This window comes from Streptomyces sp. NPDC028928, assembly GCF_055564915.1.
Genome location: NZ_JBVHVI010000019.1, coordinates 64,985 through 80,150 on the forward strand (window position 1 = coordinate 64,985; position 15,166 = coordinate 80,150).

The window sequence follows — 15,166 nt, forward strand, 5'->3', positions numbered from 1 at the left end:
TTCGGGACGAAGAGGTCGTGGGTTCAAATCCCGCCACCCCGACGCTGGCCAGAGGCCCATTCGCATGATCGCGGATGGGCCTCTGGTGTACCTGGGGGCCAAAGCAAGTGGATCAGGGCATAGCGGGTCTGGCAGGGGCAGCACTCGGCGGGTTGATCGGCGTGGTGGGCACCCTGGCTTCCGCTCGGTTGACGGGCAGGGACCAGAGGCGTACTCAGCATGAGCACTGGCGGCGGCAGCAGCAGCGAGACGCTTACAGCCAACTGGTGACCCTGACGACAGAAGCGATCTCGAAAGGTTCTGAGGCCACCGACGCCTACATTGACCGCGAGTCCAGCGCCGAAAGCCTCTCTGAGCAGTTCAGCGAGGCAGTCCGCCAAACAGACAAGGCCGAGAGCCTCGTAATCCTGGAGGGCCCAGAAGAGGCAGCTAATGCAGCCATGGAACTCACGTCATCACTAAGCGTGTGGGCCAATGTACTGGAGCTTAGTCTTGCAGTAGACAGCGGGACCTACGTGCCCATGTCAGGCGAACCGCCGTTGGATGCGTCTGAGCTCGATCCCGAGGAGCGGAAAGAGAAGACGTACCAGTGCTCAGACGACTTCATCCTCACCTGCCGCCGCTTGCTGGACACATAGGACCGTAATCGCTGGCTCCCTCTCACTCCTCCGCGAAGATGTCATCCATCGCTTCGGCACCCTGCGTGATCACGGGTCGGAGCTGCTTGCGGTAGACCGCCTCTGTAGTCGCTTGGCTGCTGTGACCGACCAAGAGCGCGATCCGCTCTAGGGGAATGCCGTGATCGGAGAGCAGGGAAACGAAGCTGTGCCGCAGCTCTCTCGGGGTCCACTCCGGCTTGAGCCCAGCCTTCTTCGCGATGGCTTTGAAGTCTCGCCGGACGTTGGCCGCATCGAGCGGCTCACCGCTTCGGGTGGTGAAGACGCGGCCGGCCGGGTCCCACTCCATCCCCTTCGAGGCCCGCTCCTGCTTCTGCCATCGCATGTGCTCTTCGAGGACGTCGACCACCTGCTTCGGCAGAGCGATGGTTCGGCGGCTCTTCTTGGTCTTGGTCTCGCCGTGCTTGCGTACCGAACGCCACACCGCGACGTGAGGCGGGATGCTGTCCGTCGTCTCCAGGAAGACGTGATCCCAGGTGAGGGGCCGCGCCTCTTCCGTGCGCACACCGCTGAGGAGCGAGAGCACGAGGTAGGCATACAGCCGTGACGGACGCGCCGCGGTGAGCACGGCTTTCGCCTGCTCCAGGTTCAGCGCTTTGCTCGGTCGGCCGGGGCGCCCCTCCGGTGCGGTGACGAGTAACAACGGCTAACACAATGAGGTGGATCGGCGCTGGTTGCCGTGTCCGTGGCGGGAGTTGCACGTTCGGCTGGCGTGGGGACATCGCCGTGGATCGTGTCGGATGAGCTGTGGGACGGCCTGGAGCCGCTGCTGCCGCAGCGTGAGCGCCGCTTCCGGTATCCCGGCCGCAAGGCGTTACCGGACCGGGAGGTGCTGTGCGGGATCCTGTACGTGCTGCACACCGGCATCCAGTGGGAGTACCTCCCGAAGGAGCTGGGATTCGGATCGGGCATGACCTGCTGGCGACGCCTGCGGGACTGGAACGAGGCCGGTGTGTGGCAACGGCTCCACGAGGTCCTGCTGGCCGAACTGAACGCAGCCTCCCGGCTGGACTGGTCCCGCTGCGTGGTCGATTCTTCCCATGTCAGGGCGCTAACAGGGGGAGCCACACGGGCCCCTCGCCGGTCGACCGGGGCCGGGCAGGCTCGAAACACCACCTCATCACCGACGGACACGGCACCCCGCTCGCCGTCCTGCTGACCGGCGGCAACCGCAACGACGTCACCCAGCTCCTGCCCTTGCTCGATGCGATCCCGCCGGTCCGCGGCCGGCTCGGACGACCGCGCCGCAAACCCGACTCGCTCTTCGCCGACCGTGGCTACGACCACGACATCTCGAGATCAGGTCCGCGCTCGCGGCATCGTGCCGGCCATCGCCCGCCGCGGAACACGGCACGGCACTGGACTTGGCACCTACCGCTGGGTGATCGAGAGAAGCTTCGCGTGGCTGCACGGCTTCCGACGTCTGCGGATCCGCTGGGAACGCAGAGCCGACATCCACGAAGCGTTCCTCAAACTTGCCTGCTGCCTGATCGCACACCGACAACTCAGCTCATTGTGTTAGCCGCTGTTAGGCCCTGACGACGCTCCGCCGTGACTCCGAGGAGCCGTTGTGGTTACTCCGCGCACTCCACCTCGGTACCTACGGGGCGTCCAATCTGACGGACCACGGTCCCGATAGCCTGGACCTGGAGACCGGCGACTGTCACCGGGGACCGTGCTGGCTACCACATTCGAGAGCGCCGATGACTACCCAACGTCATGCCTCAGGTTAAAGTCCGCCACCGCCATATCCGGCGACTGGAACTCGTCATTCCGTACTGAAACGTTCACGTGCCTCTCTTGGCCAACGGCGATGCTGCTGACCACAGGCTGATGCCATCCGTCGAGGTCGTCGGTGTCGCAGGTTCGGCCCTCGTACAATCTTAGCCTTGAGATGGCGACAACCGCTTGGGAGCCACTGAGCCCCAGTCCGACAAACAGGTCGCCCCTGGTCTCACCAGCCGCGCACAGACTGAACTTGAAGGACGCACTGGGGGCACTGCGGGTAAGGCCGGCCTTCCTGGTGAATTTGCCCCCTCTCACGGTTGCGGGGAGTCCCAATCCACCCGCGTCGATCACCCGCAAAGACCCCTGGAATGTAACAGTGTGAATGTCATCAGCGGCAGCAGGCTCCGATATCCCCGCGAACGGTATGGAGGACAGCAGAACTGCAGCAGCCATGAAGTATCCGAGCTTCATCTCAAAGCCTCTCGGATCCTGGCCATAAGGGCATCGATGCGGCCCCGTAACACCAGAGTCCCACCGCCGTAAGCCTGCTGCATCCCGGGAGGGCGGTCGGCCGGGTTGTTGAACGCGTTGACGAATTGGCGCCCGTCAACGGCTGGAGTTGGCCGGCCGCGCTGATGAGCTTCAGGACGTGCTCCCCCGGCGGCGGGGTCAACCGTGATCACATCCGCAGCCAGTTGCAACATTCCTGGCGGACCCGGCAACGGCCTGCGGGTCAACCAATCCCTGGGCCCTTCTTGCTCATTCGCAACCGATGGGGACTGGCGTCGGCAGGAACTACGACATTGCCATTTAGCAAAACTGCCCCTGGAAGAAGCGTATCCATCTAGCCTCGGACTATGGACTGGTTCCAAGCGGCGATGGTTGGAGCGGCCGGCGGTGCCTCAATGGAAGCCGTCGACGTCATCAAGTCCATCAGGTGGCACCGCCAGATGCCGTGGTACGTCCAGTCAGGCACGATCGACCCGCCCCTCCGCCAACGGGATGTACGACCCGGTGAGGAGCACCTGCCGGCACCCGGTTGGAAGGCGCACTGCGACGCTGGAATGTTGCGGCTCCTGGTCGGCGGAGCCATGACAGGCGTCGTGGCGGCAACCTATCCGCAAAGCACCAACCCACTGGTGGCGTTTCTCACCGGGTTGGGCGCACTCTCGGCTGTCCAGCAGGTCACTTCCCTGGTGCCGCTGATGGTCAAAAGCGCGAGCCGGGCTGCCCTGGGCGGCGTAGTCGAAGAATCGCAGCAACAAGCGCAGGCTCTGCAGCAAACCAGGCAACAGCCTGACCCTAGTCAACCGAACGGTGCACTGCCAGCACCCCAGTGGGGTGGTAATGCAAGGGTCCGGGGTCTTCGTTGTGCTTCCTGAAGAGGGCCACAACTTCGCCAATCACGGCTCCCTGGTCCCGGTCTGACGGTCACCTCCCAACTCGCTTTACCGGGGCGGGCGCAGCGAGGCTGCAGCTCTATCCGGGGGGCCAAACGGGGGCCAAACGAAGCAGCCCGGTCAAGACGCTCCTGGACAGCAACGGACGGTGTCGAAGTCAGCCGCGCACGTCGAAGCCCATAAAGCGAGGGTATTGGTGGGCCGATCGCGTTCGGGACGAAGAGGTCGTGGGTTCAAATCCCGCCACCCCGACGCCGTAGTACCAGGTCAGGGGCCTGATCCGCTTAGCGGGTCGGGCCCCTGACGGGTTTCCGGTGACCGGTTGGGCGCTCCCGCCGCGCCGTGGACTCTGTCGTTCGCGGTCCCGCCCGGCTCGCTCACGAAAAGGGGGCACTTCTCTTCAATGCCTCCTCGGCTTTCCCGACTTCCGATACCGCAGAATCCCGCGCCTGCTGAGCGCGATCCGCCGCTCTTCCGCCCACCGCCAGGAACCCGACGAGTGCGGCCACGTACCCTGCGAGGACCGAGCTCATGTCGGCTGTCCGGGCCAGCAGTCGGGCGTGGCGCAGATTGAGACGAGCCGTGGAGCTCCTGCCTGCCTCGCCTTGTCCGACTGCCGCAGCGGCCGCGTTGCCGGCTCCCGCAGCACAGACTTCGGCGAGTGCGGCGAACATGAACGCCAGAGGAATCAGCCCACCGATGGCGAGGCCGGCCGCCAGGGGGACCGACACGACGCGCTCCGCTGTCGGTGTGCGCGCGGTGAACGTGGTTGCCGCTCCGACACCCGCGGATCCGAAGAGCATGAGTGCGCCTAAGGAATGACCTATCAGCGACCCGAGCCGACTGTGTTCGTCACCCTCGTTCTCGGTGGGCTCCTGGGCGTCAGGTGCCTTCGCACCCGTACCTGCGTCGGCTCCCCTCGACAGGGTGTCCGGCGGGTTTCGCCCGTGCGGGGGCGGCGAGTGATGATGCACGTCGCCGATGACATGGCCGGCGATGAAGATGCCGGGACCATGGTTGTGCTGGTCCCGCCGGGTCAGGGGCTCAGGCGTCTCTGCCATGCGTTGCGCCGTGATTGATCGTAAGGCCGCCTTCGATATTGCCGTTGATGAAGGTGCCCTGGCCGTGGTTGTGCTGGTTGATCACATTTGCCGGACGGCTCGTCCCTGTAAGAGCTCGTAGCTCCTGAAAGGCTTCCGGGTCTACTCGCATCAGCTCTTCCAGAGTCGGAGCCCACTCGGCTGCCGCACTGCGCGCCGCCTCATCGCGGTACGCCCCGGAGTATCGCTCCACACTCGCTCGATCCTCGTCGAGCCGCTCCAGAACGGCGCCGGCGTCCGGGCGGTCACCGCGTCGCAAGACACGCCGGATGATCTCCCCGGGCCTTCGCGTAGGTGTCCTGCGATGCCTCACTGAGGAGGGCCGCGAACACCGTCGTCACGGCGAATGTCAGCTCGTCCACGATCGTCGTCTCCCCCGCTGGTCTGAGCACTGTATCGGCGCAGGCGCCCGGCGGGGGCGGGAACGGCTCATCCCGCACCAGCCTGGCCGCGCAAGCCGTAGCCCCCTTGCCTTCCAGGTGGTGTGACCCAGACCACGTCCGCCCGTGTCACATCTCCCCGTCCCCCTCCGTCAATGAGGTGCAAGCAGCCGCAACGACCCAGGAGCACACCATGGAAGCTCGGCTCAACCTCCTCGCCAACCCGTTCGCCGGGAAGCTGTTCAAGCACTTCAACGCCGCGGGAAAGGTGATCGCGGAGTCGGCGCTGCCCGCTGCCACGCAGGAGCTGGTGAAGATCCGGGCCAGCCAGATCAACGGGTGCGGGTTCTGCACCGACATGCACACCAAGGACGCCCTGGACGCCGGGGAGACCCAGACCCGGCTGAACATGGTCGCCGTCTGGCGTGAGGCGACCGTGTTCAGTGACGCCGAGCGGGCCGCGCTGGAGCTGGCGGAGGAGGGGACGCGGATCGCCGACGCGGCCGGCGGGGTCTCGGACGAGGTGTGGGCGAACGCCGTCAAGCACTACGACGAGGAGCAGCTCGCCGCCCTGGTCGCCCTCATCGCCCTGATCAACGCGTACAACCGGGCGAACGTCATCGTCCGGCAGCCCGCCGGCGACTACGTGCCCGGCATGTTCGGCTGAGGAGGGGAAGCGGGCTCACGGGTGCATGCGGGCGCCCTTGAGGGTCTTGTCCACGGCGTTCCGGGGGCCGTGGAGCGCCAGGCCCACCAGGTCCAGGCCGGCCGTCGGGACGGCGCGGACCGCCGCGCGGTTGTCGCGGTCGTTGCCCGTGGCGAACAGGTCCGCCGTGAACACCGCGCGGGGCAGGGCACGGCTCAGTGCCCTGCCGTGGGCCGCCCTCAGGGTCTCCTTCGTGCCCTCGAAGACCAGCACCGGCTGCCGGAACATCGGCAGGTACGGCACCCCGTCGGCGTCCTGGTACGGCTCGCCGATCACCTCGGGGACCGTCGTGCCCAGGCCGCTGACCAGGAACGCGGTGACGTTCAGACGCTGCCAGGGCTCCAGGTCCGCGCGCAGCAGGACGGCGATCTTCGTGTCGAAGCGGAGGGGTTCGGTGTTCATGGGATGAGACTGGCCGACGGCCGCCGGCCCGGTCTTGTACGTTCCTTGCATGGCCGCCGGGCAGGAACTCGTCAGCGCGTGGCGTCCCCGGGTGTCCGGCGTCACCGAGGTGTTCCACGCCCGCTTCACCGAGTACGCCTATCCGATGCACGTCCACGACGCCTGGACGCTGCTGATCGTGGACGACGGGGCCGTACGGTACGACCTCGACCGGCATGAGCACGGCACCCCGCACGACACCGTGTCGCTGCTGCCGCCGCACGTGCCGCACAACGGCTCCCCGGCCACGCCCGGGGGGTTCCGCAAGCGGGTCGTCTACCTGGACGGCAGTCGGCTCGGGGAGGAGTTCATCGGCCCGGCCGTGGACTCCCCCGACCTCCGGGATCCCGTACTGCGGCTGCGCGTCGGGCAGTTGCACTCCGCCCTCGCCCGGCCCGGCGACGAGCTGGAGGCGGAGAGCAGGCTGACCCTCGTCGCGGAGCGGCTGCGGGACCATCTGCGGCGGCGCACCCCCACCGGACGGCCCCGGGATCCGATGCTCGCCCGCCGGCTGCGGGAGTTGCTGGACGCGCGGGTCGTGGAGGGGGTCTCGCTGGAGGAGGCCGGCCGGCTGCTGCACGCCCATCCGGCGCATCTCGTCCGGGCGTTCAGCGGCGCGTACGGCATCGCCCCGCACCAGTACCTGATGTCACGCCGGGTCGGGCGGGCCCGGCGGCTGCTGCTCGACGGGATGCCGCCGGGCGAGGTGGCCCCGGTGGCCGGGTTCTACGACCAGGCCCATCTCACCCGGCACTTCAAGAGGCTGGTCGGGGTGACCCCGGGGCGCTACCGGAGCAGGTCGCGCTGAGCCGCGCGTCAGTCCGCCGGGCGTTCGATCAGGTGCATGAACGCCTCCAGGTTCCGCGTGGACTCCCCGCGCGACACCCGCCAGGCGTACTCCTTGCGGATCGAGGAGGCGAAGCCCAGCTCCAGGAGGGTGTTGAAGGCGCCGTCGGCCGCCTCCAGGACCTGGCCGAGGAGGCGGTCGATCTCGTCCGGGGTGACGGAGGCGAGGGGCAGCCGGGAGGTGACGTAGACGTCGCCGAGGCGGTCGACGGCGTAACTGACGCCGTAGAGCTTGAGGTTGCGCTCCAGGAGCCAGCGGTGGACGCCGGCCTCGTTCTCGTCCGGGTGGCGGATGACGAAGGCGTTCAGCGACAGGGAGTGCCGGCCGACCAGGAAGGACACCGTGGTGGACAGCTTCCGGCTGCCGGGGAGCTTCACCACGTAGGTGCCGGGCGCGGGGCTCTCCCACTCCAGTTCCGCGTCCTTGAAGACGCCCTCCAGGACCTGCCCGGCCTTCTCCACATCACCCATGGTGGGAGGGTACGCGACGGCGGTGGGACTGGGTCGCGGCCGTGTAGACGTCGGCGGTGGCGGCGGCGGACGCGTCCCAGCCGAACGACTGGGCGTGCCCGGCGGCGGCCTCGCCCATGCGCGCGGACAGGCCGGGATCGTCGGCGAAACGGCGCAGCACGCGCGCGTAGTCGGCCGGGTCGTGGCCCTGGACCAGGAAGCCGGTCTCGCCGTCCCGCACCGCCACGGGCAGACCGCCGACCGAGGCCGCGAGCACCGGGGTGCCGGTCGCCTGCGCCTCCACGGCGACCAGGCCGAACGACTCGCTGTAGGACGGCATGACGAGGACTGAGGCGGCCCGGAACCAGTCCGCCAGCTGCTCCTGGCCGACCGGCGGGCGGAACCGCACGACGTCCGCGATGCCCAGCCGGGCCGCGAGCTTCTGCAGCCCCTCCGGCTTGGCGAGCCCGCTGCCGCTCGGGCCGCCGACGACCGGGACGACGATGCGCGAGCGCAGCTCGGGGCGCTCGTCAAGCAGGACGGCCACGGCGCGCAGCAGGACGTCCGGCGCCTTCAGGGGCTGTATGCGGCCGGCGAAGAGCGGGATCAGGGCGTCCCGCGGGAGACCGAGGCGGGCTCGGGCGGCGGCCCGGCCGTCGGCGGTGCGGAAGCGCTCCAGGTTCACGCCGGGGTGGACGACGGCGACCTTCGCGGGGTCGGCCGCGTAGTGCCGGACCAGCTCGCCGGCCTCCTCGGCGGTGTTGGCGATGAGCCGGTCGGCGGCGGCCACGATCTGGGTCTCGCCGATGACCCGGGCGGCGGGCTCGGGGGTGTCGCCGTCGGCCAGGTTGGCGTTCTTGACCTTGGCCATGGTGTGCATGGCGTGCACCAGGGGCACGCCCCAGCGCTGGGCGGCGAGCCAGCCGACGTGGCCGGAGAGCCAGTAGTGCGAGTGGACGAGGTCGTAGTGGCCGGGGCGGTGGCCGGCCCACGCCTGCATCACGCCGTGCGTGAAGGCGCACAGCTGGGCCGGGAGGTCCTCCTTGGCCAGGCCCTCGTAGGGGCCCGCGTCGACGTGCCGGACGAGGACGCCGGGGGCCAGCTCGACGGAGGGGGGCAGGCCGCCTGCCGTGGCCCGGGTGAAGATCTCCACCTCGATGTTGAGGGCGGCCAGCCGCTGGGCCAGCTCCACGATGTAGACGTTCATGCCGCCGGCGTCGCCGGTGCCGGGCTGGTGGAGTGGGGAGGTGTGCACGGAGAGCATGGCGACCCGGCGGGGCCTGCGGTACAGCCGGAGTCGCGCGCCGGCCGACGGGGAGCGTCGCCCGAGCCTGCTGACGTACTGGCTCACGTGGCGTTCCTCCTTGCTGCGGGCATGCCTGCCGGAGGACCGACCGCGCCCTCCACGGGGGTCCAACAGCAAGGGGGTGCCCGGCCATTTCCCTCTCAGGCCGCTTTACTGAATCATTACCTTGCCTCGGTCAACCGTTCGAATACGGAACGCGTCGGCGGACCGCGCCCCCGCACCCGCTTACTCTCGTACGCATGACAGCCCGCGCAGCGACCCGCCGACCCGTGGGAACGGTGACGCGCGGGACGACCAACCCCAACCGGCTCCGCCGCATGGACCGCTGGATCGCGGCCGTGCACGGCGCCGAGCTGCGCCGCGCGAACGATCCGGTGGCCGTCGACCTGGGCTACGGCGCCGCGCCCTGGACCGCCGTCGAGCTGCTGACCCGGCTCCGCGCGGCAGCGCCGCGCACGCGCGTGGTCGGCATCGAGATCGAACCGGAGCGGGTGGCGGGAGCCCGGCCGTACGAGCGGGAGGGGCTCACCTTCCGGCACGGCGGCTTCGAGGTGCCGATCACCGAACGGCCGCTGCTGATCCGCGCGGCGAACGTCCTGCGCCAGTACGACGAGGCCGAGGTCGCCGCGGTGTGGCGGCAGCTGTGCGCGCGGCTCGCCCCGGCGGGCGGCGGCTCGCGCGGCGGACTGCTGGTCGAGGGGACCTGCGACGAGATCGGGCGGCGGCACGTGTGGGTCGCGCTCGGCCCCGAGGGTCCGCGCACGGTCACCTTCGCCACCCGGCTGGGCTCCCTGGACCGCCCCTCCGACCTGGCCGAACGCCTGCCGAAGGCGCTGATCCACCGCAACGTCCCGGGCGAGCCGGTGCACGCCTTCCTCCGCGACTTCGACCGCGCCTGGGCCGCCGCCGCGCCGTTCGCCTCCTACGGCGCCCGGCAGCGCTGGCTGCGCGCCGTACGGGACCTGAGGGCCGACTGGCCGGTGACGGACTCCCCGGCCCGCTGGCGGCAGGGCGAAGTGACTGTGGCGTGGGGGGCCTTGGCGCCCCGGATCTGACCGGGGACGGAACGATCTTTGCGGGTCGTTCGTCACATCGGCGAGGAGATCGCCGTACGCGGCCGCGGACGGGGTAATTCCTGTTCCCGATGGCCTCTGTCGCTTTGCGCGCGGCCGTGGCACGATCCCTCGGACGACCGTAAGTTACTGACGGTAAATCAGTTTGGGGGAAGAGGTATGCGTTCGGCCAAGCGTGGCCTGCTCACGGCCGCCCTGACCGTGGTCTGCACGGTGACCGTCCTCTCGGCACCCGGCACGGCGTTCGCGTCCCCCACCCCCACCCCCACACCCACGGCGACTCCCGCCCCCGGCAAGGACCTTGAAGAGGTCCGCAAGAAGCTCGACAGGCTCTACCACGACGCGGCCGTGGCCACCGACGCCTACAACGCGGCCGAGGAGAAGGCGAAGAAGCAGTCCGCCGAGATCGTGGCGCTGGCGAAGAAGATCGTCGAGGGCCGGAAGAAGCTGGAGAAGCTGAAGGACCAGGCGGGCGCCGCGGCCCGCGACCAGTACCGCACCGGCGGGCTGTCCGCCACCGCCCAGTTCCTGCTCAGCGACGACCCGGGCCAGTTCCTGGACGGCGCCGGCCGGGTGCTCCAGGGCCAGCAGGCGGCGAAGAAGCTGATGGAGGAAAAGGCCCGCACCCAGAAGGAGTTGCAGGGGTACGCGGACGACGCCTCCGCCCGCTGGAAGAAGCTGGAGGAGGGCCGCAAGGCGAAGGCCGCCGCCAAGAAGAAGATCGAGAAGCAGATCGACGCGGCCGAGAAACTCCAGTCCCGGCTGGAGAAGAAGGAGAAGGAGCGACTCGCCCAGCTGGAGCGGGAGGCGGCGGACAAGGCGCAGACCGCCTGGCTGGACACCGGCGTACTCGAGGACGTCCACGGCAAGGCCTCCGCGCAGGGCGAGAAGGCCGTGAAGTACGCCACGCAGCAGCTCGGCAAGCCGTATGTGTGGGGCGCCGAGGGACCGGACTCCTTCGACTGCTCGGGCCTGACCTCCCAGGCCTGGGCGACGGCCGGCCACCCCGTCCCGCGCACCTCGCAGGAGCAGTGGAAGCAGCTGAAGCGCGTCGACGTCGAGGACATGCGACCCGGCGATCTCATCATCTACTTCGAGGACGCCAGCCATGTCGCGATGTACATCGGCGACGGCGCGATCATCCACGCCCCGCGCCCCGGCCGCACGGTGACGATCGCGGGCGCCGGCTCGATGCCGATACTCGGGGTCGTACGACCGGACGCCTGAGGCGCCTCAGGGCGGTCCCGGCGGCCTGCCGGCGCGGCTCATGCGGCCTGCGGGCGCGGCTCATGTGAGCTGGTGACGTGGCTCATGTGACCCACCGCACGGCCAACCCCCGCCCAAACCGGGGCAGGACGTGAGCTTCGTCATCCCGTCCGGGCCGTCGTCCTGTCCAACTGCGGTAGGGAACGCGGCATATGACAGTGGCGGGCACCGGAGCGACGGGGCTCACACCATTCCATCGGGGCGGCCCGAGCCGCTATGGTCCCGGTCGGTGGGTCGAGACCCCTCGACGCCGCCCCGTGCCCTCGGGGGGAGGGAAGGAACCCAAGACAATGCCCGTACCCGTACCGCGGCAGAGAGCGATCCCGGCCGTGGAGAGTGGTCAGGCGCAGGCCGCCCGCAGCGTGGGCGGCCCCCTCAAGGAAGAGGCCCACCGCGACGCCACCGCCGTGAACGGCACCGGCGCCACTCTCACCCTGCTGCTGATCGAGGACGATCCGGCCGGCTCGCCGATCGTGCCCGACCTGCTGGACTCGGCCGGCAAGCCGATCCGCGTCCGTACCGCCCGCAACCTCACCGAGGCCGAGCGGCTGCTCACCGACGACGTCCACTGCATCCTGCTGGACCTGGCGCTCCCGGCGCCCGGCGGCAGCGACAGCGACGACGAGCTGGCCGTGCTCAAGCACGTCCTCCAGCTCGCGCCCCGGCACGCCGTGCTCGCGCTGACCGCCTCCGGCGACGCCGAGCGCGGCGCCGAGGCCGTGCGCGTGGGCGCCCAGGACTACCTCTTCCGGGACGAGCTGGACGGCCGGCTGCTCAGCCGTGCCATCCGGTACGCGGTGGAGCGCAAGCGGTCCGACACCGCCGAGCGGCGGCTCGCCGAGGGCCGGCTGCGCGCGCAGGAGAACCGCCGGCTGGAGCGCGGTCTGCTGCCCACCCCGCTGCTGGAGGGCTCCCAGCTGCGCTTCGCCGCGCGCTACCGCCCCGGCCGGTCCCGGGCGCTGCTCGGCGGCGACTTCTACGACGCCGTGCGCACCCCCGACGGCACCGTGCACGCCATGATCGGTGACGTCTGCGGGCACGGCCCGGACGAGGCCGCGCTCGGCGTGGAGCTGCGCATCGCCTGGCGGGCGCTGACGCTGGCCGGGCTGTGCGGGGACGAGCTGCTGAACACCTTGCAGCAGGTGCTGGAGCACGAGCGGGCCGACGAGGAGATCTTCGCGACGCTGTGCACGGTCGACATCGCCCCCGACGGCCGCCGGGCGGGCCTGTGCCTGGCCGGCCATCCGGCCCCGCTGATCGCCCGCCCCGGCCGCCCCGCGCGGCTGCTCCCCTACGACAACAACGGCCCCGCCCTGGGCCTGCTCCCCGGCGCCCGCTGGCCGCGGATGCAGGTGGAGCTGGGTGCCGAGTGGAGCCTGATGCTCTACACCGACGGCCTGATCGAGGGCCGGGTCGGCGAGGGCGGCGAGCGGCTCGGTCAGGACGGCATGGTGGAACTGATCCGCCGGCAGCTCGCCGAGGGGCTGCGGGGGGAGGAACTGCTGCGGGCCGCGGTCCATGAGGTGCGCGAGCTGAACGGCGGCGAGCTGACGGACGACGTGGCGGTCGTCCTGCTGGACCGGGCGCCGTAGGGGCGCGGACGCCGCTAGCGGCCGCCGTTCCAGGGGCCGTACGGGCCGTCGCTGCTGCTCCCCCGCCGCCGGCCCCACCCGCGGCCGCCGCCGACCTGCTGGAGGGCGGGGCGTACGTCCACGATGTACACGATGCTCGCGACGGCGCCGGCGATGGGCAGGATGGACAGGATCGAGAACAGGTAGCTGACCACGAGGGCGATGCCGAGGATGATCAGCCAGAAGACCTTGTTCTGCTTGTCGGCCGCGCGGAAGGCGTCCTCGCGCCGGAACGCGGCGTCGAACAGCCCGAAGGCGGCCAGGGCCATCAGAATGATCTTCAGGATGCCCATGAACCCCGCGAAGCCCAACATCAGCATGCTGCCCACCGCCCGTTGATTGCCGAACCCTGCTACGCCGCCACCGTACCCATAGAACGGGCCGGACACCCCAAAGGTGCCCGGCCCGGACCCGTCCCGTCGGCCATGGTCACTTGGCCGGCGGCGCTGTCTTCTTCGCGGTGGTGGCCTTGCGGGCGGCCGGAGCCTTCCTCGCCGCGGGCTTCTTCTCCTCGGCGGGCCCGTCCTGGGCGCCGGCCGGCTTCGGCTCGTCGTCCTTGACCTCGACCGGCTCGGGCTTGCCCTCGACGGCGATCGCCAGGTCCTCGATCTCCTCGGCGGCCTCGCCGCGCCAGGTCTTCACGGCCTGCTCGCCGTGCTCGGCGACCCGCTCGTAGGTCTCGCGGGCCTTGACGGCGTACTCGGCGGCGACGCCGACACTGCGCAGGGCGAGGTCCTGGGCGGTCTCGCCGATCTTCTTCAGGTCGACGTCGAGGGTGCCGATGAACTCGTTGACCTTGGCCTGGAGGGTCTCCTGCGCCTCCTTGGCACGGGCGGTGGCCTTCTCCTGCACCGCCTTCGGGTCGGTGTTGCGCACGGCCTCGATGCGGGCCGGGGCCTCGGCGCGCAGCTGCTCGACCAGGGCTGGCACCTTCTTGGCCTGCTGAAGCGCCAGGTCGGCGGTGCCGGCGGCGAAGTAGAGCGGGGTCGGGTCGCTGAGGGTCTTGCGCAGGTCGTCGGTGATGGCCATGGTGAGGGTCCTCCCGGATCGGATTCGCGTTCGGCTGGGTCGGTGTGGTCCGCGGCGGGCGTCCGGAGCCCTGGTCCGGCGTCAGCCGGCCGTCCGCCGCGGGCCGGCGTCCGTGTCACTTCCGGCGGCATCGCCCGCGCCGGCCGTACGGCTGCCGCCGCCGGTCCCCTGGTCCACGGTCCCCTGTCCCGGCCCGTCCTCCTCGGCAGGCTCGCCGATCCCGAATCCGTTCTCCTTGCGGAAGGACTCGTAGATCTGGAGCAGCACCTGCTTCTGCCGCTCGTTGAGCGTGGGGTCGGCGAGGATGACGGCGCGCGTCTCCACCTCGTCCCGGCCCCGCTCGGCGTCGAGGATGCCGGCGCGGACGTACAGGGTCTCGGCGGAGATGCGCAGGGCCTTGGCGACCTGCTGGAGCACCTCCGCGCTGGGCTTGCGCAGCCCGCGCTCGATCTGGCTCAGGTAGGGATTGGACACCCCGGCGGCGTCGGCGAGCTGCCGCAACGACAGCTGGGCGTTCCGCCGCTGCTCGCGCAGGTACTCACCGAGATTGCCGACGTTCAGCGATGCCATGCCTCCACCATGCCCCACCCCCGCTAACAATTGCAAGCACCCCGCTTGCAAGAGTGTGTCGCGCGCCCCCCTAGGGTTCTCCCATGGCCTCTCCGGACAGTCACGGCGACAGCGCCCTCAACGACCAGGCATACGTAAACGTCCGCTGTCGGGACAACCCGGCCGTCGGTGTGCGGTTCTGCGACCGGTTCAGCTTCGACCAGGACTCCGTGCACTACGCCGTCGAGGCATGGGCGCCGGGGATGACCGCTCGCGTGGACGAGGTCGTCGCCTGGATCTGGGACAGCGATCTCGGGCTTTTCCTGCAGGAGCTGGCCACGGACTACCGAGGGTGGGACGGTGAGCGGAGCTGGCATACCGATGACCGGGACCTGGCCGTCTCGGCCGTGTTCCGGGCCGGTGGGTATGTCGGTCTGAGCTGGACCCTGCGGCCGTGGCCGACGGCGGCGGGGGGCTGGAGGGCCTCGGTGACCACGTGGCTGGAGGCCGGAGAGGAGATGTCCGCCTTCGCGGCCGACGTCCGCGGCTTCCTCGCGGCCCCTTGGTGACGGAGGTCAGGAATG

Annotated in this window: 16 protein-coding genes and 2 pseudogenes; 9 read left to right on the plus strand and 9 right to left on the minus strand. The window is 69.9% G+C overall.

Features of this window, described 5'->3' with window-relative positions; translation table 11 throughout:
- Window positions 1–266 precede the first annotated feature (266 nt).
- Window positions 267–638 carry a hypothetical protein gene (locus ACZ4U1_RS35255; protein ID WP_467908246.1) on the plus strand — a complete coding sequence of 124 codons (372 nt, stop codon included), beginning with the start codon at window positions 267–269 and terminating at the stop codon, window positions 636–638.
- Between the two features lie 22 nt (window positions 639–660).
- On the opposite strand, the pseudogene ACZ4U1_RS35260 reads toward ACZ4U1_RS35255, so the two are convergent.
- Window positions 661–1,314: pseudogene (locus tag ACZ4U1_RS35260) on the minus strand (site-specific integrase); the annotation flags it as partial.
- Window positions 1,315–1,351: 37 nt separating this feature from the next.
- Between ACZ4U1_RS35260 and ACZ4U1_RS35265 the strand changes: the two are divergent.
- A pseudogene (locus ACZ4U1_RS35265) lies at window positions 1,352–2,199 on the plus strand (IS5 family transposase).
- Between the two features lie 1,063 nt (window positions 2,200–3,262).
- Window positions 3,263–3,787, plus strand: a complete 525-nt coding sequence (locus ACZ4U1_RS35270) for a hypothetical protein (protein ID WP_467908247.1) — start codon at window positions 3,263–3,265, stop codon at window positions 3,785–3,787.
- A 395-nt stretch (window positions 3,788–4,182) separates the two neighbouring features.
- Here ACZ4U1_RS35270 and ACZ4U1_RS35275 read toward each other — a convergent pair whose 3' ends face one another.
- Window positions 4,183–4,866, minus strand: coding sequence for a hypothetical protein (locus tag ACZ4U1_RS35275; RefSeq protein WP_467908248.1), 684 nt, complete (start codon window positions 4,864–4,866; stop codon window positions 4,183–4,185).
- The gene (locus tag ACZ4U1_RS35280) at window positions 4,850–5,164 is read right to left on the minus strand and encodes a hypothetical protein (RefSeq protein ID WP_467908249.1); all 315 of its coding nucleotides are present in this window, start codon (window positions 5,162–5,164) and stop codon (window positions 4,850–4,852) included. The genes ACZ4U1_RS35275 and ACZ4U1_RS35280 overlap by 17 nt, the downstream gene beginning before the upstream one ends.
- A 314-nt stretch (window positions 5,165–5,478) precedes the next feature.
- Between ACZ4U1_RS35280 and ACZ4U1_RS35285 the strand changes: the two genes are divergently transcribed.
- Window positions 5,479–5,952 (plus strand): carboxymuconolactone decarboxylase family protein, encoded by a 474-nt coding sequence (locus ACZ4U1_RS35285; protein ID WP_467908250.1) that lies wholly within the window; start codon window positions 5,479–5,481, stop codon window positions 5,950–5,952.
- A 15-nt stretch (window positions 5,953–5,967) separates the two neighbouring features.
- Here ACZ4U1_RS35285 and ACZ4U1_RS35290 read toward each other — a convergent pair whose 3' ends face one another.
- Entirely contained in the window at window positions 5,968–6,393 is a 426-nt protein-coding gene (locus ACZ4U1_RS35290) for a DUF2000 family protein (RefSeq protein WP_467908251.1), read from the minus strand.
- Window positions 6,394–6,442: 49 nt separating this feature from the next.
- On the opposite strand from ACZ4U1_RS35290, the gene ACZ4U1_RS35295 reads away from it, so the two are divergent.
- Window positions 6,443–7,240: a helix-turn-helix domain-containing protein gene (locus tag ACZ4U1_RS35295; RefSeq protein WP_467908252.1), complete on the plus strand. Its 798-nt coding sequence runs from the start codon at window positions 6,443–6,445 to the stop codon at window positions 7,238–7,240.
- Window positions 7,241–7,248: 8 nt separating this feature from the next.
- On the opposite strand, the gene ACZ4U1_RS35300 is transcribed toward ACZ4U1_RS35295, so the two are convergent.
- Both ACZ4U1_RS35300 and mshA read right to left on the minus strand, forming a co-directional pair.
- Entirely contained in the window at window positions 7,249–7,749 is a 501-nt protein-coding gene (locus tag ACZ4U1_RS35300) for a type III secretion system chaperone family protein (protein WP_467908253.1), read from the minus strand.
- The gene (gene mshA, locus ACZ4U1_RS35305) at window positions 7,742–9,079 is read right to left on the minus strand and encodes a D-inositol-3-phosphate glycosyltransferase (RefSeq protein WP_467908254.1); all 1,338 of its coding nucleotides are present in this window, start codon (window positions 9,077–9,079) and stop codon (window positions 7,742–7,744) included. The genes ACZ4U1_RS35300 and mshA overlap by 8 nt, the downstream gene beginning before the upstream one ends.
- A gap of 194 nt (window positions 9,080–9,273) precedes the next feature.
- Here mshA and ACZ4U1_RS35310 point away from each other — a divergent pair, with 194 nt between their 5' ends.
- The 3 genes from ACZ4U1_RS35310 (at window position 9,274) to ACZ4U1_RS35320 (ending at window position 12,965) form a co-directional block, all read left to right on the plus strand.
- A complete protein-coding gene (locus ACZ4U1_RS35310; RefSeq protein ID WP_467908255.1) occupies window positions 9,274–10,089 on the plus strand; it encodes a class I SAM-dependent methyltransferase in 816 nt (271 codons plus the stop codon).
- Window positions 10,090–10,266: 177 nt separating this feature from the next.
- On the plus strand, window positions 10,267–11,334 hold the full coding sequence (locus ACZ4U1_RS35315) for a C40 family peptidase (RefSeq protein ID WP_467908256.1): 1,068 nt from the start codon (window positions 10,267–10,269) through the stop codon (window positions 11,332–11,334).
- 329 nt (window positions 11,335–11,663) lie between these two features.
- The gene (locus ACZ4U1_RS35320) at window positions 11,664–12,965 is read left to right on the plus strand and encodes a PP2C family protein-serine/threonine phosphatase (RefSeq protein WP_467908257.1); all 1,302 of its coding nucleotides are present in this window, start codon (window positions 11,664–11,666) and stop codon (window positions 12,963–12,965) included.
- A gap of 14 nt (window positions 12,966–12,979) precedes the next feature.
- Here ACZ4U1_RS35320 and ACZ4U1_RS35325 read toward each other — a convergent pair whose 3' ends face one another.
- From ACZ4U1_RS35325 to ACZ4U1_RS35335, 3 genes are all read right to left on the minus strand, one after another.
- Window positions 12,980–13,324, minus strand: coding sequence for a DUF2516 family protein (locus ACZ4U1_RS35325; protein ID WP_059255130.1), 345 nt, complete (start codon window positions 13,322–13,324; stop codon window positions 12,980–12,982).
- A gap of 109 nt (window positions 13,325–13,433) precedes the next feature.
- Window positions 13,434–14,033, minus strand: a complete 600-nt coding sequence (locus tag ACZ4U1_RS35330; protein ID WP_467908258.1) for a hypothetical protein — start codon at window positions 14,031–14,033, stop codon at window positions 13,434–13,436.
- 81 nt (window positions 14,034–14,114) lie between these two features.
- Complete coding sequence (locus ACZ4U1_RS35335; protein ID WP_467908259.1) at window positions 14,115–14,603, minus strand: helix-turn-helix domain-containing protein; 489 nt, start codon at window positions 14,601–14,603, stop codon at window positions 14,115–14,117.
- Between the two features lie 83 nt (window positions 14,604–14,686).
- Here ACZ4U1_RS35335 and ACZ4U1_RS35340 point away from each other — a divergent pair, with 83 nt between their 5' ends.
- Window positions 14,687–15,151, plus strand: a complete 465-nt coding sequence (locus tag ACZ4U1_RS35340; protein WP_467908260.1) for a DUF6228 family protein — start codon at window positions 14,687–14,689, stop codon at window positions 15,149–15,151.
- The last annotated feature ends 15 nt before the right edge of the window (window positions 15,152–15,166 follow it).